The following is an 18087-nucleotide window of genomic DNA, read 5'->3' as shown; positions in this document are numbered from 1 at the left end:
CCGTGGCAAAGTTTGACGACCGTCTGGACCGTATCGTCGCCCGATGCGAAGAGTTGCAGGCCCTTCTCGCGGAAGGGATGTCGGGGGCTGATTTCAGCCAGGCCTCACGCGAATACGCGGAACTGGAGCCGATCGTAACCCGCGTGAACGCCCTGCGCATGGCCGAACAGGCGGAACACGACGCGACCCAGATGCTGGCCGACCCGGAACTGCGGGAACTGGCGGAAGCCGAACTGGACGCCCTGCGCCAGCAGATCCCCGCATTGCGCCACGATATCCGCCTGGCCATGCTGCCACGTGACGAAGCGGATGAGCGCAGCGCCATCCTTGAAATCCGGCCCGCCGCCGGCGGGGATGAAGCCGGGCTGTTCGCGGCCGAACTGTTTGGCGCGTACCAGCGCTATGCCGACCAGCGCGGCTGGCGGTTCGAGGTGCTGGAATATGACCAGTCAGAACTCGGCGGCCTGCGCGAAGGGATCGCCAGCATTACCGGGCGCGGCGTATTCGCCCGGCTGAAATACGAATCCGGCGTGCACCGCGTCCAGCGCGTGCCCGCGACCGAAAGCCAGGGCCGCATCCATACCTCCACCGTAACGGTCGCCGTCCTGCCCGAAGCGGAAGAAGTGGATGTGGAAGTGAACGAGGGCGACCTGCGCATTGATGTCTACCGGGCATCAGGGGCAGGGGGGCAGCACGTCAACAAGACCGAAAGTGCCGTGCGCATCACCCACCTGCCCACCAATATCGTGGTGGCGATGCAGGAAGAAAAAAGCCAGCACAAGAACCGCGCCAAGGCGATGAAGATCCTGCGCGCGCGGCTGTATGAACGCAATCGCGCCGCAGCCCACGAAAGCCGCGCCGCCGACCGCCGCGCGCAGGTTGGCACGGGCGACCGGTCGGAACGCATCCGGACCTACAACTTCCCGCAGGGGCGCGTGACCGACCACCGCATCGGGCTGACGCTGTACAAGATCGACCGGGTCATGGCGGGGGAATTCGATGAATTCGTCGATGCGCTGACGCAGGAAGAACAGGCCGCCCTTCTTGCCGCGGATGATACCTGAACGCCCTATGATGTCGGCGCAGCGCACAGGCTGCTACGGCCGGGATGGCGTTCGACCACATCCGGGTCGTCCGGGTCGGCCAGGTAGAATTCGGTGAAATTGCGCGCGCCAAGGGCGACAAGATGGTGGCCATCGGGTTCATGCAGCACGCCTTCGCCACTGACCTGATGGATCTCGACCTTGCCCCCGGGGCGGCGGATCGTGATCTCGCCACACAGGGCGTAGCTGTGGTTCACGCGGCTGACCGCCGTTTCAACATGCGCGGTCTGGCTGGGATGGTCATGGTCAAGGCGGAAGGTCGCGACCAGTTGCTCATCCACATACAGGCGCGAGGTTTCGGATATTTCACCGTCACCGTACCCGTCCTCGACCTCAAACGACCCGGCCAGCGCTGGCGTCGCAAGGCTGGCGCACAGCATGGTGACAATCAGGGTCCGCACGGGACGCAATGAAAAAGCGGGCAGTTGCATGATGCCCCAGTATGCCGGAAATCAGCCGTGATGAAAGATGCCATGACACAGACGCCCGCAAATTTGCGCCATCTTCTGTCCGACGCCACAACCCGCCTGCGCGCGGCAGGCATCGAATCCCCCCAGCGCGAGGCCCGGCTGCTGGCCGCCCATGCCATGGGCACCGACCTGGCGGGGCTGCTGCGTGTCGATACCCTGCCACCAGCGGTGTACGCCATGTTCATGCAGGTCCTGCAGCGCCGCCTGCACCATGAACCCATGGCCTACATCACCGGGCATACGGGTTTCTGGTCGCTGGATCTGGCGGTATCCCCCGCAACCCTGATCCCGCGCGCGGATACGGAAACGCTGGTGGAAGCCGTGCTGGACCACATGCCGGACCGTCACGCCCCGCTGCGCGCGCTGGATATCGGTACAGGCACCGGCTGCCTGCTGCTGGCGGTGCTGGCGGAATATCCGCAGGCCACGGGGACCGGCACCGACATCAACCCCGATGCGGCCCGGCTCGCGGCCCGCAACGCCGCGCGCAACGGCCTTTCGGCACGCTGTGACATGCTATGCTGCAACTGGGCCGATGGCGTCACGGGGCCATTCGACCTGGTCCTGAGCAACCCGCCCTATATCCCGCATGCCGACCTGAATGGCCTCATGCCCGAAGTCGTGCGCCATGAACCCGCGCGCGCGCTGGATGGCGGGGCGGACGGGCTGGTCGCGTATCGCGCGCTGGCAGCGATTTTGCCCGGGCTGCTGGCGCCGGGCGGGATCGCGGTGCTGGAACTGGGCGTGGGCCAGGACCACAGCGTGCCCGCCCTTATGCAAGATGGCGGGTTGCAGGTGCTGGAAATCCGCCCTGATCTTGGGGGGATAGGGCGGACGCTGGTGGTAAAAAAATAATTTGGCAGACCGAAACAGGCGGGATATAATGCCGGGGCGCAGGAAACACGAACTGCAAGCTGATCTGCCGTTCCGTTTCCGCGTGGGTGATCCCGATTGCAAAACAGAAACGCTGGCGTCATGAACCGGAATGGTTCCGCCATGCAGGGATCCGTGTCCGGCGTCACACCGGACAACCACTATGGCAACAGACGGGACGGACAGACCGCCCCACGGTCCAGGGCAGCGCCGGCGACCGGCAACAGGAAAGTGCTGCGACAGCTTATGAACATGAAACGCATGCGAGGCCGTCACAATCGTTCGGGCGGCAGCAATGGCGGAAGCGTACGCCATAACAATGGCCAGATCCCGTTGAACCGCAACCATGTCTTCGACAGTAATGGACCTGACCTGCGTGTGCGCGGCACGGCACAGCAACTGTTTGAAAAATACCTGCAACTGGGCCGTGACGCCAGCAGCACGGGCGACCGCGTCATGGCGGAAGCCTATTTCCAGCATGCCGAACATTACTTCCGCATTCTCAACGCCATGACGCAGGCGGCACAGCAGAGCCAGCAGGAACGCCAGGACCGCATGGCCGCCCGCCAGCAGCGCCCGGCTGATAATCGCCAGCCCACCGATACCGCCATTGATGACGGCACCGAACAGCCCGTCATCCAGCAGCAGGCAGCCGAACCGGCGGAAACCGCCCCGCAGCCCGTCGTGGCCAGCGAACCCGCGCCCGCCCCGGCGCCGCGCGCGCCCCGCGCCCCGCGCCGTAACAGCCGCGCCAAGCCGCCGGTCGACAAGAAGGAAGAACTGGAATCCACCCCGTCCTGAACGCGAACAGCCCCGTCCACATCCATCGGGCGGGGCCTGCCGGCAGGCAGGCGGTTTCAGTAATCCCCGCCTGACAGGGAATGGACGGACGCAGCCGCTCCTGTCACCCCGATACGGCGTACCGGCACGAAACGGCGGGCCGGCGCAGCCGGGCAATGTCCAGAAAATACGGTCTTCAGGCGCGTGCGTTGACCAGGCGCCAGACCTTGCGCTTGCGTCCGTCACTGGCATCAGGGGCGTCTTCCACCGTAACCAGCCCCTGGTTCCGCAACGCCTGCAGCGCCAGCCGGGCATGGTAGGTACCCAGTTCGGGAAACAGGTCGCCGATTTCGCGCACCGAGCGGGCTTTCCCGTCCGACAGGATCTTCAGCACGATCTGTCGCTTGCTGTCATGATTTGTCATGCGCCAGGATCGATGCTGAAAAAAAGTCATGTTTTTTCTATACCAGATCCGTCCCCAATGGCCTAGCGCCGATACGGTCCTTCCTACACGGGCTGCGCCAGTACGGTCCGGATGGCTGCGGTCAGCCTGCCCAGCTCGGTCGTGGTCATGTTAAAGGCCGGCGTCAGATAAACGATATTACGGAATGGCCGCACCCATACCCCCTGCGCGACCAGGGCAGCCTTCAGCGCGTTCATGTCCCGTATGTGGTCCAGTTCCACCACGCCGATTGCGCCCAACACGCGCACATCCACCACATGGGGCAGGCTGCGGCACGGTTCCAGCTCGGTACGCATCTGCCGCCCGATACGCGCAACCTGTTCCAGGCAGTCCTCACGCTCAAACAGGTCCAGCGAAGCATTGGCGCAGGCGCACGCCATGGCATTGGCCATGAAGGTCGGCCCGTGCATGAGCGCGTGCAGCGGGTTATCCGACAGGAACGCATCGAACACATGCGTGCGCGCCACGGTGGCGGCCAGCGCCATCGTGCCCGCCGTCAGGGCCTTGGACAGCGTGATGATGTCGGGCACAATCCCGGCCTGTTCACATGCGAACATGGTACCGGTGCGGCCAAACCCGGTAAATATTTCATCCAGTACCAGCAGGACGCCATGCCGGTCGGCCAGCATGCGCAGAGTGCGCAGCACGTCGGGGGAATGGAACAGCATGCCACCCGCGCCCTGTACCAGCGGCTCGACAATAATCGCGGCGATACTGTCGCCTGATTGCGCCAGTAGGTCATCCAGCGCCCGCGTGCTGTCCGCATCCACGGGCAGGTCGGCAATGAAGTGTTCGGGCAGCGCGCCCTGGTACAGGGAATGCATGCCTTCGTCGGGGTCGCATATGGCCATGGTGGCCATCGTGTCGCCATGATAGCCGCCACGGAAGGCCAGCAGCTTCGTCCGGCCCGTCCGGCCACGGTTCAGCCAGTACTGGATGGCCATCTTCATCGCGACCTCGACCGCGACGGAACCGGAATCGGTAAAGAACACCCGTTCCAGATCCCCCGGCAGTAGGGCGGCCAGACGACTGGCCAGCGTCAGCGCGGGTTCGTTGACCAAGCCGCCGAACATGACATGCGGCATGCATTCAAGCTGTGCGCTGACGGCGGCGCGGATATGGGGATGGTTGTAGCCATGGCACGCCGTCCACCATGATGCGATGCCATCAACCAGTTCCGACCCATCGGCCAGCGTAATGGTGCGCCCGTGCGTGCCGACGGCGGGAAGCGGCGGCAGGGTGGTCCGCATCTGGGTATAGGGAAGCCAGACATGCTTCATGCCGCGTTCCAGCCATTGGGGTCCATGCATGTGGCCACTCCGTGATATTGCGTGGGCGGGATTGACCGGGGCTGCGCGCTCCGGCAGGAGAATGCGCTTCATGGCCCGTTTTGATCCAATTTTCCAGACCGCGCTCGACCATATGGCGGATACGCACACCCGCCGCGTGCTGCGCCCCGTACGGCATGCAGGCGCGGCCACCGTTATCCGTGACGGACGCGAACTGGTCAATTTCTCATCCAACGACTATCTGGGCCTGTCCCACCATCCCGCGCTGCGCGCGCGCGCAGCACAATGGCTGCAACAGGATGGTACCGGGGCGGGGGCATCGCGCCTTGTGACCGGGACCACCGCACGCCACATGCAGGTCGAGGCACGGCTGGCCGCATTCAAGGGGTGCGAGGCGGCCATGATTCTGGCCAGCGGGTGGCAGGCCAATGCATCCGTGCTGGCGGCGCTGCTGCGGCTGGCGGCGGAGCAGGGCGCGCCACCGCTGGTTTTTACCGACCGGCTGAACCATGCCAGCCTGCATCAGGGCTGCATGGCGGCCGGGGTGCGGCAGATCCGTTTCCGCCATAACGACCTTGGGCATCTGGACAGCCTGCTGGAACGTCACGCGGGTAACGACGCGCGCGCCATGCGGGTGATCGTGACCGAAAGCGTGTTCAGCATGGATGGCGACCGCACCGATATCGCGCAACTGGGCGCGCTGGCCCGGCGGCATGGCGCCTTTACCTATGTTGACGAGGCCCACGCCACCGGCGTGCTCGGCCCGCAGGGACGCGGGCTGTGCGCGGGCCATGATATCGATCTGGTCATGGGGACGTTCAGCAAGGCGCTGGGGGGATTCGGGGCCTATGTGGCGGGATCGAGGGCACTGTGCGACTGGCTGGCAAACGCCTGTTCGGGATTCGTGTTCACCACCGCGCCGCCGCCCGCCGTGCTGGGGGCAATGGATGCGGCGCTGGAACTGGCGCCCACGCTGGACGAAGCCCGGGCGCGGCTGGCCCGCAATGCTGACCACATCCGCAGCGTGATCCATGGCTGCGGCCTGTCGTCAGGGCCGTCCACCACCCAGGTCATACCGATCATGATAGGGGAGGCGGCGCACGCGCTGTCGTTCGCGACCCGGCTGGAGACCCATGGCGTCCTTGCCACCGCCATCCGCCCGCCCACCGTGCCCCCAAACGGCAGCCGCATACGGCTGGCGCTGAGCGCCGCCCATACCGACGGCATGATTGACCGGCTGGCCCACGCCATCACCCTGGCCACCCGCAGGCATGCATGACCGCGCCTGCATCCTCCCTCCCGATCGCGCTGGTGCATGGCTGGGCCTTTGACCCGACATTCTGGGATGCAACCCGCGCCATTCTTGGTCCGGCGCGCACGACATGCACCGATTTCGGCTTTTTCGCCCCACACCCCGCGCTGGCGCTGCCACGGGTACCCTATATCGGGGTAGGGCACTCGCTGGGCGCGCTGTGGCTGCTGCGCCATCACGGTCCCCTGTGCCGGGGGCTGGTGCTGATAAACGGTTTCAGCCGGTTCGGGACGGCTGTCGACTTTCCCCATGGCATTCCCCGGCGCGTGATCGAGCGGATGCGCGCGGGCCTGATACGCGAACCCGAAGGGCTGCTGCACAGTTTCCGCCTGCGTGCCGGGATTGACGCGCCCCTGCCCCCCCATATCGCGCGCAACCGGCTGGAACAGGGACTGCTGGCCCTGATGGACATGGATTGCCGGACCGACCTGCAACAGGTCACATGCCCGGTCCATGTCATTGCAGGGACGGACGACCCCATTGCACCGTCCACGCTGACACGTGCCTGTTTCCCACCTGATGGCAGCATAAAAACCCGGTGGATTGAAGGTGGCCACCTGTTGCCCCTGACCCATGCCGCAACCTGCGCCCACGCCATCATGGCCATGACCGGACGGATGAACGCACCATGACCCACAAGGACAGCATCGCCGCCCGTTTTGGCGCGGCGCAGGGATATGAACAGGCCGCCCGCGTCCAACGCATCGTGGCAGGCGAACTGGCCCGCCGCATTACCGCCTGCCATACCCCGGGCAATGCCCCGGCACGCATTCTGGAAATCGGCTGCGGCACCGGCTTCCTGACCCGTGAACTGCGCCGGCAGTTCCCTCAGGCCCACATCACCGCCACCGACATTGCCCCCGCCATGCTGGCGCGCACGGCCCGGCGCATGGCGGATGATGGTCGGCTGTCCCTGTGCCGCATGGATGCCGACGCCCCGGACGTGGACGGCCCGTTTGACCTGATCTGTTCCAGCATGGCCATGCAGTGGTTCCCCGACCGGGCGCGGACCCTGCACGCACTGGCCGGCCTGCTGGCGCCGGGGGGGCAGATGGCGATGGCCACGCTGTGCGCGGGCAGCTTCCGGCAGTGGCGGGATGCATATGCGCGCGCCGGGGTCGTGTATCCCATGCCGGATTATCCCGCCATCGAGCAGCTACAGGCCGAATGGCCCGTCCCTGGCGCGGGCATGTGGCACGAGACCGAGGTCATCGACACCCCCGCCACCCCGCTGGCCTTCGTGCAGGAACTGCGCGCCATCGGGGCCACGCACACGGACCATGCCCCCGCCACGGCTGGCCAGTTGCGTCGCGTACTGGCGGCGGCTGGAGCGGATGGGCCGTTTAGCGTGTCCTATCAGGTCGGCTACGGGCTGTTCCGCCGCGCGCGCTGGCCGGGCGTGTTCGTTACCGGCACGGATACGGATGTGGGCAAGACGGTGACGGCCGCCACATTGGTCAAGGCATGGGACGCGGCTTACTGGAAACCGTTGCAGAGCGGCACAGATGACGCGCCATCCGACAGCACGGGCGTGCGACAGCTTACGGGGCTTGACCCGGCACGCCTGTATCCACCAGCCGCGACATTCGGGGCGTCTCTGTCGCCCGAGGACGCGGCCCATGTGGCCCATACCCGTATCGACCCCGCCGCCATCACCCTGCCGCGCCATACGGCCGGTGACGGACCACTGGTGGTGGAAGGGGCGGGCGGCGTGTTCGTGCCGATTGCCGAACATTACCTTATGATCGACCTCATGGCCCGGCTGGCCCTGCCGGTGGTGCTGGTGGCGCGCAGCCAGCTTGGCACGATCAACCATACGCTGCTCAGCCTTGCGGCATTGCGGGCGCGTGGGCTGCATGTCGCGGGCGTGATCCTGAACGGCCCGGCCGAACCCCATGGCCGCAGCGCCATCGAACGTCATGGCCGGGTCCGCATACTGGCCGAATTCCCGACCGTGACCCCCATGGGGCCGGATGCGGTCACGCAACTGGCCGCACGCCTGCCCACATGGGAACAGGTGGCCGGGAACGCACCCTGAAGGGTTGTGTCAGAAAGGGCCTGTTTCCTGAATCTTTTTGAAGAAAGCTTCAGGAACAACCTTTCATGGTTTGCAGGCGGCCTTTGTCAGTAACGGCGGATCAGCCCCGCCAGCGTGCCCTGCACGCTGACACGCCCGGCAGGCAGCACGCGGGTTTCATAATGGCTGTTGGCGGGTACCAGCGCGATCTCCCCGCCTTCGTGGCGCAGGCGCTTCAGCGTCACTTCCTCCCCATCGATCAGGGCGACGACAATCTGCCCGTCCGCGGCGTGCGCGCCTTCGCGGATGATGACCATGTCACCATCCAGAATCCCGGCCTCCTGCATCGAATCGCCCGTGACTTCCAGCGCGTAATGGCTGGCCTTGCCCAGCATATCACCCGGAACGACGATGCGGGCGGTCTCCGCCGTGATGGCTTCGATCGGGTTGCCGGCGGCGATCCGTCCCACAAAGGGCACTTCCACCACCGCCATCATTTCGGGGGAAGGCAGGTCCGGGACCGGCGCGGGCGAATCGGACGGGGCAGGCGGGGGCGGCACCTCGATATCAGGCAGGCGCAGGATTTCCAGCGCGCGGGCGCGATGGTGCCTGCGGTGGAGGAAACCGCGTTCCTCCAGCGCCGAGATCAGGCGGTGGATGCCGGATTTGGAACGCAGGCCCAGCGCGTCCTTCATTTCATCGAAGGAGGGGGAGAAACCCGTCCTGCGCAGGTGGCCGTCGATGAACAGCAAAAGTTCATGTTGTTTCTTCGTAAGCATGCCACATGTCCTTTTGCCGCGGCTGAGGTCGCCGGAGCCGAAATGTAATGGAACAAACCAAAAACCTGTTCCTGTGTTCTACATTGGTTCCCCACGCCGCGTCAACCGGCATCCGGCCCCTATTCCATAACGCGGTCGATACGGATCACGTCGCACGCATCCCCCGCGCGTGCAGGCGCGGCATGGGGCGCGCGCAGGATCAGGGCGTCGCTTTCCGCCAGTACATGCAGCATGGCTGAATCCTGTACGGCGAAGGGGGTCGCCACCAGCCGCCCGTCCGCGTCATGGCCAAGGCGCGCGCGCAAATGGTCCATGCGCCGGTCGTTTTCGGGCACGTCCGCCCCCAGTATCGCGCGTTCCGGCGGCACGACCGGGGTTGCCAGTCCCGCCATGCGGCGCAGCGCGGGCAGGATGAACACGACCGAACAGACAAACGCCGCCACCGGGTTGCCCGGCAGGCCGATGAACGGCAGGCGGCCCAGATGCCCATGCATGAGCGGACGCCCCGGCCGCATGGCGATCTTCCAGAAATCGGTTTTCAGCCCGACCTGTTCCAGTCCGCGCCGCACAAGGTCATGGCTGCCGACACTCGCGCCCCCTGCGGTCACCAGCATGTCCACGCCATCCACCATGCGTTCCAGCGCGGCAAGGTCGGCCATGTCGTCACGCAGCACCGGCAGCATGACCGGCTCGGCCCCTGCCGCACGCAGCAAGGCGGCCAGCATGGGGGTGTTGGCATTGGCGATCTGTCCCGGCCCGATCCCGCTGCCGGGCAGCAGCAGTTCATCCCCCGTCGCGGCGATAGCCACGCGCGGGCGGCGCGCCACCTGCACCCAGGCGTGGTTGGCCGCGGCGGCAAGGCCGATGTCCCGCGCGGACAGCCTGCGCCCTGCGGGAATGATTTCCTGGCCTTCGACAAAGTCCTGCCCCCTGCGCCGGATATGGCTGCCGGGGGCAGGGGTGGCCGTGGTGGTGACGGACGTGCCTTCCGCCTGTGCGTTTTCCTGTATCACGATGGCGTCCGCGCCGGGGGGAACGACCGCGCCGGTGAATATGCGCACGCATTCGCCCGGTCCCATCGTGCCTGCAAAGGGATGGCCAGCGGGGGCTGCGCCAATGCAGGTCAGCCGCGCGCCCTGTGCCGACAGGTCGGCCGCGCGCACGGCATAGCCATCCATGGACGAGACATCGGCCGGGGGATTGGACAGCCGGGCGATGACGGGGGCCGCGCTGACGCGCCCACAGGCATCGGTCAGGGCCACGACCTCGGATGGCAGGGGAAAGACCCCGTCAAGAATCCGTTTGCGCGCTTCCGGGACGCTCAACATCGTGCACTGCGCTCCTTTTTTACCCATTATGTGCGAATTTAATCAGAAATATCGGCCAAGACGCTTGACCTGCGCCTTGTGTATGCGCATTTTCCGCCCACTTGAACCACTGCTGTACCTGAATGTTCCAGCAGCGGCAAAGCAGTGCTGAGGATATCATGGCCAAGACCAACACCATCCAGATCAAACTCGTCTCCACGGCGGACACCGGCTACTTCTACGTGACCAAGAAGAACGCCCGCGCCCAGACCGGCAAGATGGAAATGCGCAAATACGACCCCGTCGCCCGCAAGCACGTGGCCTTCCGCGAAGCGAAGATCAAATAATCTTCCGCGCAAACGGATACAGAAAAACCCCGGTGACCGTACCGGGGTTTTTTTGTGCCTGCCGGGCGGGCAATCAGTACAGGTGGTCGTGTTCGCCGTAGGGGACGACGATTTCATCCTGCCGGGCCAGGTTCTGCATGGAACGCGCGCGTTCATCCAGCAGGTCGGTATCCAGCGCACCTTCCTTCAGCCCGCGCACGCGGCGCAGCCAGACTTCCTGTTCCGCGGCGGCGTCCTTCTGGGCGGAACGGGCCTCATCCAGCAGGTGAAGCTGCGCGGCATAGCTGTGCAGCCCATGCTCGCCCCGCATCACGTTCCAGCCGAAATAGGCCGTAAGCCCGATAAACAGGGCAGGGGGAATGGTCGCGCCCATTACGCGCTTTATGATCTTGCCCAACTGCATCTCAACCCTTTTTCCCGCCATGGCCTGTTGCCGAACGGGATTACCCCGCCCGGCATGGGATGTCACCCGTTCTTCAGGATCGTGCGCCCGGCGTAACGCGCCGCCGTGGCCAGTTCGTTCTCGATACGGATCAGCTGGTTGTACTTTGCCGTCCGGTCCGAACGCGACAGCGATCCGGTCTTGATCTGCCCACAGTTGGTCGCCACCGCCAGATCGGCAATCGTGCTGTCCTCCGTCTCACCCGAACGGTGGCTCATCACTGCGGTGTAGCCTGCGTGCTGCGCCATCTGCACGGCTTCCAGCGTCTCGCTCAGCGTGCCGATCTGGTTGACCTTGACCAGCAGGGAATTGGCGACGCCCGCCTTGATGCCCCGGCGCAGGCGGTCGGGATTGGTCACGAACAGGTCGTCACCCACCAGTTGCAGCTTGTGGCCAAGGTTGGCGGTCAGTTCGGCCCAGCCTTCCCAGTCGTCTTCCGCAAGCCCGTCCTCGATGGAGACGATGGGGAAGCGTGCGGACAGGTCGGCCAGGTAGGCGATCATGCCGGCGGCGTCGAGGCTCTTGTCCTCGCCCTTGAGTTCATACCGCCCATCCCTGTAAAACTCGGTCGCGGCGCAATCCAGCGCGAAGGTCACGTCGTCACCCGGGCGGTATCCCGCCGCCTCGACCGCGCGCATCATGAAGCCCAGCGCCTCATCGGCGGATTTCAGCGCGGGCGCGAACCCGCCTTCATCACCCACGTTGGTGTTGTAACCGGCACCCGACAGGCTTTTCTTGAGCTGGGCAAAGATTTCCGACCCCATGCGGATCGCGTCCGTCACCGTGGGCGCGCCCACGGGCTGGATCATGAATTCCTGGATGTCGATGGGATTGTCGGCATGCTGGCCGCCATTGATGATGTTCATCATCGGCACCGGCAGGGTGCGGGCATACACACCGCCGACATAGCGGTATAGCGGGGTCTGCAGTTCCTCGGCCGAGGCCTTGGCCACCGCAAGCGACACACCCAGAATCGCGTTGGCGCCCAGGCGGGACTTGTTGGGCGTGCCATCAAGGTCGATCATCGCCTCGTCAATGGCGACCTGGTCAGTCGATTCCACGCCCTGCAGGGCTTCAAGGATTTCATGCTCGACATGGCTCGCGGCCTTCAGCACGCCCTTGCCGCCATAACGTTTGGGGTCGCCATCACGCAGTTCAACAGCTTCATGCGCGCCGGTGGACGCGCCCGAGGGGACCGCGGCCCGGCCCTTTGCGCCGGATGCCAGCTCAACATCCACCTCGATGGTGGGATTGCCGCGGCTGTCGAGTATTTCGCGGGCGATGATATCGATAATGGCGCTCATGGTATCTGTTTCCTCAGATTTGACATTATGGGGATACGGCATACGACCGCATGCATATCCTGCCCCCACGATAACAGATGCCGCGCATGATGCCAGATGGGCTATGCACAACATGACAAGATAGGAGAAGACCCGCCGTGAAACGCCTGCCACTGCTTGCCATCGTCACCGCGCTGGCAAGCCTGCTGCCACTGGTTGGCTGCACATGCGCGATCCTGTTCCTGACCCCCGACCATACGCCACGCCTGCTGACGGCCGCCGTGGGGTATGGCGCGGTGATGCTGTCCTTCCTTGGCGCGGTCCACTGGGGGCTGGCGCTGGAACAGCCCGATATCATCCCCGCAGGCGGCACGCAGCGCCTGACCAACCTGCGTCTTGCCATGGGGGGCGTGCCTGCCTGCATCGGCTGGGCGGGGCTGTGCTTTGCTACGGTGTATGAACTGATCGGGCTGCTGATCCTGATCGTGGGGTTTGCCGCCACCGCCGTGGTGGAACGCATGGCGTGGCAGCGCGGCGCCATGCCGCGCGGTTACATGACGTTGCAGTGGTTTGTCATCTGCCTGGCGGAACTGTGCTTTCTGGCCATACTGGCCGCCTGCATGGGCATGCGACCGCATTGATATCCCGGCAGGCCATCAAGAAGCTTCTGGTGCAGCTTTTTCAGGGAGTGAGCGCGCGGGTGCCCTGTGCGCGTATGCTGTCCACGACCCGGTGAACATCGCATGCCTTGTTGGCAAGAATAGCCCTGAAATCTGCCGGTTCGGGAAGGAAGGCGGCCCCGACAGTATCATAATGCCGGCCGGGAATAAGCGTGAAGCGGACCAGGTTGCCCAAGGCATTGGTCATGGCGATGATCCCGGTTGACCATTCGGTCACACTGCGTCCAATCGCCTGGTTTCGGGTCCACCGCCATGACCATGCCGGTGGACCCGCACTATCGTGCCGTCGATCATCGCACATTCCGTGTCCGCCTCGTCAGGAACGGCCGCGAAAATGCACTTAAAAACACCGGATTTCATCCAGTTGCCGTAACACGAATAGACCGGGTTCCGCTGCCCGAAATACGTCGGCAGGCCCGGTCATGGACTGTTGGTCCGTACGATGCAGAAAACCGCCACGATGAAAAGACGGTTACCTTTCCTGCTGCATCCACGATCCGTCTTCTTGCCAAGGCGCAGCGGTCCCATTTCCACCTGTTGAGCGTCTATCGACATCAAACGACCCATGTAGACTTTGAATTACATCCACACGTTTCAAAGGTGAAATATTCATACCCTCAAGATGCCAAGAGGCGCTTTCGCATTTTTGGCTGCGAAATGGGCATACCCGGCATCCTGAGGAACACACGATCGGGAAGGGAAAGACAATAATTACGCGCCAGAACGCTCTTTCGCCCATATACGCAACAAGGGATCTGGCCCTCTGGGAAGGCCTTCAGGCAGTGGTATCCATTCAGCATCACGCATAATAGGTGCGCCATTTCGTATCTTACGGGCAATTGTACATCCCTGCGACACAGGATAATGAATATTATCCGTTTCATATTTACGTGGGGTGTCAATTGTCAGGACTTCAAAGCGGGGGCTATCGTACAGATGCTTGGCCGTTCTTCCCACACCATCAAAGAACAAACTATCATGCATTATAATATACCCACCTTCCCGAAGATGAGGCTCAAATGTCGTCAATTCCCAACTCGATTGATCATATGTATGAATTGAATCAATAAACAGAACATCTATTTCAAGCTTCTTGATCTCATCCGCCGCGTCTTGTGACGTTTTTGGTATATATTTTATATATTTCTCAATATCCAATCCATTCCAATAATGTTCTAATTTCCAAGGATCTACGCAATAAATTTTTGAATCAGCTATGCCATTATATTGCATGGCATCAGCTAAAAAACAGGTTGATAAACCGTAGTATACTCCAGTCTCAACAATAGTTTTTGGCTTAACGCATTTTATAAAGAAGTTCCACATCTGGAGCAATTCAAGCTCAGTATGACATATATCAATACTGCCATCATCACGTCGATATCCGCCTTTTTCAGGGACATATCGAGATTGCATAAAAGCTACAAGATCTGCGAAATCATGAAACATACGATTATTACCCTAGGGATTTTTAAAAAACTTATTTTAATGGAATTTATAATCAAATAAATTATCGAACGCAAGTTCCCGAAGTTGGACCTCAGCATTGTTAAACAATGTGGGAAAGTGCTCCATATTGATGATTCCGGCTGTAAAACAGATCATCGCTGCGTCCGATCACCTGTTTTTTAGTCCCCTTTTGCCCCTTGGCCGTGACGGTGAACCCGCGCCATCGATCATCGCATATTCCATATCGGTGTCATCAAAGACTGCTTCGAAAATCTTCGGGAAAAACCTTGGCTTTTATCCAGTCGCTGTGGCGCGAGCAAGCCGAGTTCCAGTGTCCGAAATAGTCGGCAGGTCCCGCCACGGACTGCCATTACGGGTTATCCACAACACAGTCTCGATGAGGATATGGTTATCCATCCTGCTACGTCCGTGATCCGTCTTCTTCCCAAGGCACGGCAGTTCCATCTTTGCCCACTGGGCATCCGTTAATACAAAGCGATCCATACCAGGTTTGAAATGCATCCAGCGACTTTAAAAAAACAGTTCCCAACAGGCTCAAGAAAGTTTCGAAGAATGTCGCCTTTTTGAAAAAAGGCGGTGCCCATAAACTTTTGTTTTTATCCCGGACAATAAAAAACCCCGGCATGCACCGCATACCGGGGTTTTTCGTATTCAGGCTGTATGCGCCTAGCCGTTCTGCAAACCACGCAGCACATCCGCCGGACGGACTGGCATGTGACGCAAGCGCACGCCCACGGCATTGAAGATGGCATTGCCGATTGCAGGACCGACCACCGTCGTGCCCGGTTCACCCAGGCCCATCGGCTTTTCGGTGCTGGGCAGGAATTCGATGTCCATTTCCGGCGTGTCGGCAATACGCAGCGGCGTATAGGTGTTCAGGTTACGGTCAACCGGCATGCCGTTGACGATTTCCGTGTTCTCGAACAGGACCATGCTCAGGCCCCACAACGCGGCACCCTCGGTCTGGGCCTTCGCGCCATCGGGATCGACCACCGTGCCCGCATCGACAACGATGGTCAGCTTCTGGCATGTCACCACGCCGGTGCTGCGGTCCACATGCACCTGCGCGACACAGCCGATCCATGTCGGCATGCCACGTTCCTGTCCCGCCGTGGTGGCAAGGCCCATCGCGGTGTCCTTGGGCAGGGTGGTCTTGCCCCAGTTCACCTTTTCCATAAGCCTGCGCACGACAGCGGCCTGACGCAGCGCGCCGCCGACGGAATCGGGCGCCTGTCCCTTGTTGCGGCCCTGCGCGGTCAGCAGTTCAAGGCGGAACTGGGCCGGATCCTTCTTCTGGCGGTGCGCGACCTCATCAAGGAAGCACTCGATCCCCCAACTGGTCCAGCCGGGGCTGACCGAACGCAGCCAGCCGGGACGGAATGTCTTTTCCGCCAGGTCATTGCGCAGCGCCCGCACCCGGAAGGCACCGACTTCATACCAGTGGTCGCCACCAGCGATGGCGAACTGGTCATACGGCTTGCCATCCACGCCCTTTTCCATGAACGCTTCGGCCATCACGCCCGTGGGCCAGCCGGCAGCCGCCTGATAGTCCATGGAGGTGATCTTGTCGCTGGCGTCAAACGCCATGCGCACGCGCTGGACGGAAGGCGAGCGGAAGGAATCGAACTGCATGTCGTCCGAGCGCGTCAGGATCAGCTTGACCGGCTTGCCACCCAGCGCCTTGGAGGCAAGGGCGGCCGGGATCATGTAATCCCCGTTCAGACGGCGGCCGAACCCGCCACCCAGCAGGTAGCTGCGCAGGATGACCTTGGATTCCGGCACCTGCAGCGACTTGGCCAGCGTGGGCAGGATCAGGCTCTGCCACTGGTTGCCAGCATGGATCTCGTAGACCCCATCCTTCTGGAAGGCCAGCGCGTTGGTCGGCTCCAACTGGTAGTGCAGCACGGACGCGCAGGTATATTCCTGATCCATGACCAGATGCGCGCCGGAGAATGCCTTGTCCACACCATCATCATTGAAGATGTAGACGCCACCTTCCTTGTTGCCGATCAGCTCGCGGCCACGGTCCTGGATGTCGCGTTCGGACGTATGGATAGTCTCGCCCGGCGTCCACTCGACCTTCAGCGCGTCGGTGGCGCGGATGGCGGCGCTATAGCTTTCCGCCAGCACCACGACCCAGCCCTGCACGACCTGCGACGGGTCATCGATCAGCAGGTAGCGGATGTAGCCCTTGACCTTCTTCGCATCGGTATCGTCAACCGAACGGACCTTGGAACCATAGCGCGTCGGCGGCATCTTGGGGCGGGCATAGACCATGCCCTCCACCTTGGCGTCGATGCCGTAGATGGCGGTGCCGTTGGTCTTGGCGGGAATGTCCAGCGCCTTGAGTTCGGCATTGCCGATCAGCCTGCGCTCGCTTGCGGGCTTGAGCGGCAGCTTGGCCATTTCCTCGGGCGTGAAGGCATGGGACGGGTGCCCCTTGGCCACGATGTCGCCAAAGCTGATCTGCTTGCTGCCAGCACTGACGATGCTGTTGGCGACCGTGCACTTGTCCGGCGTGGTGCCCAGCAGGCGCGCGCCTTCCTCGACCATGGCCGTGCGCGTCGCGGCACCCGCCTGGCGGAAGACATCCCATGTCATCCAGACCGACCAGCTGCCACCCGTGACCATCAGGCCCCATTTGGGGTCGGTGTCCACATAGTTGATGCGGACCTTGCTCCAGTCGGCTTCCATTTCATCCGCGATGATGCGGGCGAGGGCGGTGCCGATATGCTGGCCCATTTCCGCGCGGATGATGTTGACCGTGATTTCCCCGTCGGGCGCGATCGAGCACCAGATGGTGGGTTCGAACGCCCCGTCGCCCGGCAGTGCCCTGTCGAGCGGGAAAATCTGGTTGGCGGATGAAGGACGCGCGAAGCCAAACATGACGCCGGCGCCAAGCGAGGTGACAAGGAAGCCGCGACGTGACAGGGAAGCCTGTTCACGGCGTCCGTCCTTGCCAAGGCGGAAGCGGTTTAATCTACCCATTTGATGCATCTCCGCGTGCGGTGGCCGCGGCCTTCTTGATGGCCTCACGAATGCGAACATAGGTCATGCACCGGCACAGGCTGCCAGCCATGACGGCATCGATTTCCTCATCGGTGGGCGAGGGGTAATCCTTCAGCAGGCTTACGGCCTGCATGATCTGCCCGGACTGGCAGTAGCCGCACTGTGGCACCTGGATTTCACGCCAGGCCTGCTGGACAGGGTGGTTGCCCTCGGGATCGATGCCTTCGATCGTGGTGATGTCAGCGCCCTCGGCGGCGCTGACGGGGGTCACGCAGGAACGGGTGGCCCGGCCACCGATATGGATGGTGCACGCACCACACATGCCGATGCCGCAACCGAATTTCGTTCCGGTCAGGCCAACTTCGTCACGGATGACCCACAGCAGGGGGGTATCACCCGGTACGTCAACGGTTACTTCCCGTCCATTGAGGCGAAAGGTCGTCATGTTCTAGCTCCGTCTTTC

At 62.8% G+C, this 18087-nt stretch carries 21 protein-coding genes; 9 read left to right on the top strand and 12 right to left on the bottom strand.

The genetic code is table 11. From position 1 onward, the window contains the following. The first annotated feature begins 2 nt into the window (after positions 1-2). Entirely contained in the window at positions 3-1064 is a 1062-nt protein-coding gene (gene prfA, locus CFR76_RS03840; protein ID WP_110556069.1) for a peptide chain release factor 1, read from the top strand. 5 nt (positions 1065-1069) lie between these two features. Here prfA and CFR76_RS03835 read toward each other — a convergent pair whose 3' ends face one another. Beyond that, positions 1070-1534, bottom strand: a complete 465-nt coding sequence (locus CFR76_RS03835; protein WP_110555927.1) for a hypothetical protein — start codon at positions 1532-1534, stop codon at positions 1070-1072. A gap of 30 nt (positions 1535-1564) precedes the next feature. On the opposite strand from CFR76_RS03835, the gene prmC reads away from it, so the two are divergent. Both prmC and CFR76_RS03825 read left to right on the top strand, forming a co-directional pair. Further along, positions 1565-2428 (top strand): peptide chain release factor N(5)-glutamine methyltransferase, encoded by an 864-nt coding sequence (gene prmC, locus CFR76_RS03830; RefSeq protein WP_110555926.1) that lies wholly within the window; start codon positions 1565-1567, stop codon positions 2426-2428. Between the two features lie 264 nt (positions 2429-2692). After that, positions 2693-3247, top strand: coding sequence for a DUF4167 domain-containing protein (locus tag CFR76_RS03825; protein ID WP_110556068.1), 555 nt, complete (start codon positions 2693-2695; stop codon positions 3245-3247). Positions 3248-3422: 175 nt separating this feature from the next. Here the strand turns inward: CFR76_RS03825 and CFR76_RS03820 are convergent, their stop codons facing one another. Then, the gene (locus tag CFR76_RS03820) at positions 3423-3680 is read right to left on the bottom strand and encodes a hypothetical protein (protein ID WP_025438605.1); all 258 of its coding nucleotides are present in this window, start codon (positions 3678-3680) and stop codon (positions 3423-3425) included. A 53-nt stretch (positions 3681-3733) separates the two neighbouring features. Beyond that, positions 3734-4999, bottom strand: coding sequence for an adenosylmethionine--8-amino-7-oxononanoate transaminase (locus tag CFR76_RS03815; RefSeq protein ID WP_110555925.1), 1266 nt, complete (start codon positions 4997-4999; stop codon positions 3734-3736). A 61-nt stretch (positions 5000-5060) separates the two neighbouring features. Between CFR76_RS03815 and CFR76_RS03810 the strand changes: the two genes are divergently transcribed. The 3 genes from CFR76_RS03810 to bioD are packed head-to-tail and all read left to right on the top strand — an operon-like array spanning position 5061 to position 8328. Further along, the gene (locus tag CFR76_RS03810; RefSeq protein WP_110555924.1) at positions 5061-6257 is read left to right on the top strand and encodes an aminotransferase class I/II-fold pyridoxal phosphate-dependent enzyme; all 1197 of its coding nucleotides are present in this window, start codon (positions 5061-5063) and stop codon (positions 6255-6257) included. Beyond that, entirely contained in the window at positions 6254-6922 is a 669-nt protein-coding gene (locus CFR76_RS03805; RefSeq protein WP_110555923.1) for an alpha/beta fold hydrolase, read from the top strand. The genes CFR76_RS03810 and CFR76_RS03805 overlap by 4 nt, the downstream gene beginning before the upstream one ends. Next, positions 6919-8328 (top strand): dethiobiotin synthase, encoded by a 1410-nt coding sequence (gene bioD / locus CFR76_RS03800; protein ID WP_110555922.1) that lies wholly within the window; start codon positions 6919-6921, stop codon positions 8326-8328. Before CFR76_RS03805 ends, bioD begins: the two co-directional genes overlap by 4 nt. A gap of 86 nt (positions 8329-8414) precedes the next feature. Here bioD and lexA read toward each other — a convergent pair whose 3' ends face one another. Then, positions 8415-9086 carry a transcriptional repressor LexA gene (lexA, locus tag CFR76_RS03795; RefSeq protein ID WP_110555921.1) on the bottom strand — a complete coding sequence of 224 codons (672 nt, stop codon included), beginning with the start codon at positions 9084-9086 and terminating at the stop codon, positions 8415-8417. 119 nt (positions 9087-9205) lie between these two features. Then, positions 9206-10414 (bottom strand): molybdopterin molybdotransferase MoeA, encoded by a 1209-nt coding sequence (locus CFR76_RS03790; protein ID WP_110555920.1) that lies wholly within the window; start codon positions 10412-10414, stop codon positions 9206-9208. Between the two features lie 158 nt (positions 10415-10572). On the opposite strand from CFR76_RS03790, the gene rpmG reads away from it, so the two are divergent. Next, complete coding sequence (gene rpmG, locus CFR76_RS03785) at positions 10573-10740, top strand: 50S ribosomal protein L33 (protein WP_003620129.1); 168 nt, start codon at positions 10573-10575, stop codon at positions 10738-10740. 73 nt (positions 10741-10813) lie between these two features. Here the strand turns inward: rpmG and CFR76_RS03780 are convergent, their stop codons facing one another. Next, positions 10814-11143 (bottom strand): FtsB family cell division protein, encoded by a 330-nt coding sequence (locus tag CFR76_RS03780; protein WP_110555919.1) that lies wholly within the window; start codon positions 11141-11143, stop codon positions 10814-10816. 62 nt (positions 11144-11205) lie between these two features. Then, positions 11206-12486, bottom strand: a complete 1281-nt coding sequence (gene eno / locus CFR76_RS03775) for a phosphopyruvate hydratase (RefSeq protein ID WP_110556067.1) — start codon at positions 12484-12486, stop codon at positions 11206-11208. Positions 12487-12623: 137 nt separating this feature from the next. Between eno and CFR76_RS03770 the strand changes: the two genes are divergently transcribed. Then, positions 12624-13106 carry a DUF3429 domain-containing protein gene (locus CFR76_RS03770; protein WP_110555918.1) on the top strand — a complete coding sequence of 161 codons (483 nt, stop codon included), beginning with the start codon at positions 12624-12626 and terminating at the stop codon, positions 13104-13106. Between the two features lie 40 nt (positions 13107-13146). Here the strand turns inward: CFR76_RS03770 and CFR76_RS03765 are convergent, their stop codons facing one another. After that, entirely contained in the window at positions 13147-13362 is a 216-nt protein-coding gene (locus CFR76_RS03765) for a hypothetical protein (RefSeq protein WP_110555917.1), read from the bottom strand. A gap of 35 nt (positions 13363-13397) precedes the next feature. Here CFR76_RS03765 and CFR76_RS17660 point away from each other — a divergent pair, with 35 nt between their 5' ends. Then, the gene (locus CFR76_RS17660; RefSeq protein WP_146222632.1) at positions 13398-13856 is read left to right on the top strand and encodes a hypothetical protein; all 459 of its coding nucleotides are present in this window, start codon (positions 13398-13400) and stop codon (positions 13854-13856) included. Here the strand turns inward: CFR76_RS17660 and CFR76_RS03760 are convergent, their stop codons facing one another. The 4 genes from CFR76_RS03760 to CFR76_RS03745 all read right to left on the bottom strand — a co-directional run bounded on the left by CFR76_RS03760 (position 13857) and on the right by CFR76_RS03745 (position 18069). Continuing rightward, positions 13857-14594, bottom strand: coding sequence for a class I SAM-dependent methyltransferase (locus CFR76_RS03760; protein ID WP_110555916.1), 738 nt, complete (start codon positions 14592-14594; stop codon positions 13857-13859). A 294-nt stretch (positions 14595-14888) separates the two neighbouring features. After that, complete coding sequence (locus tag CFR76_RS18790) at positions 14889-15098, bottom strand: transposase (protein WP_167402047.1); 210 nt, start codon at positions 15096-15098, stop codon at positions 14889-14891. Between the two features lie 183 nt (positions 15099-15281). Then, positions 15282-17603, bottom strand: a complete 2322-nt coding sequence (locus CFR76_RS03750; protein WP_110555914.1) for a xanthine dehydrogenase family protein molybdopterin-binding subunit — start codon at positions 17601-17603, stop codon at positions 15282-15284. Next, entirely contained in the window at positions 17596-18069 is a 474-nt protein-coding gene (locus CFR76_RS03745; protein WP_025438616.1) for a (2Fe-2S)-binding protein, read from the bottom strand. Before CFR76_RS03745 ends, CFR76_RS03750 begins: the two co-directional genes overlap by 8 nt. Positions 18070-18087: the final 18 nt, after the last annotated feature.

Origin of the sequence: Komagataeibacter swingsii (assembly GCF_003207895.1) — a bacterium.
GTDB classification, from domain to species: domain Bacteria; phylum Pseudomonadota; class Alphaproteobacteria; order Acetobacterales; family Acetobacteraceae; genus Komagataeibacter; species Komagataeibacter swingsii.
Note: the sequence above shows the minus strand (reverse complement) of the source record. Positions and strands in the feature narration are given on the sequence as shown.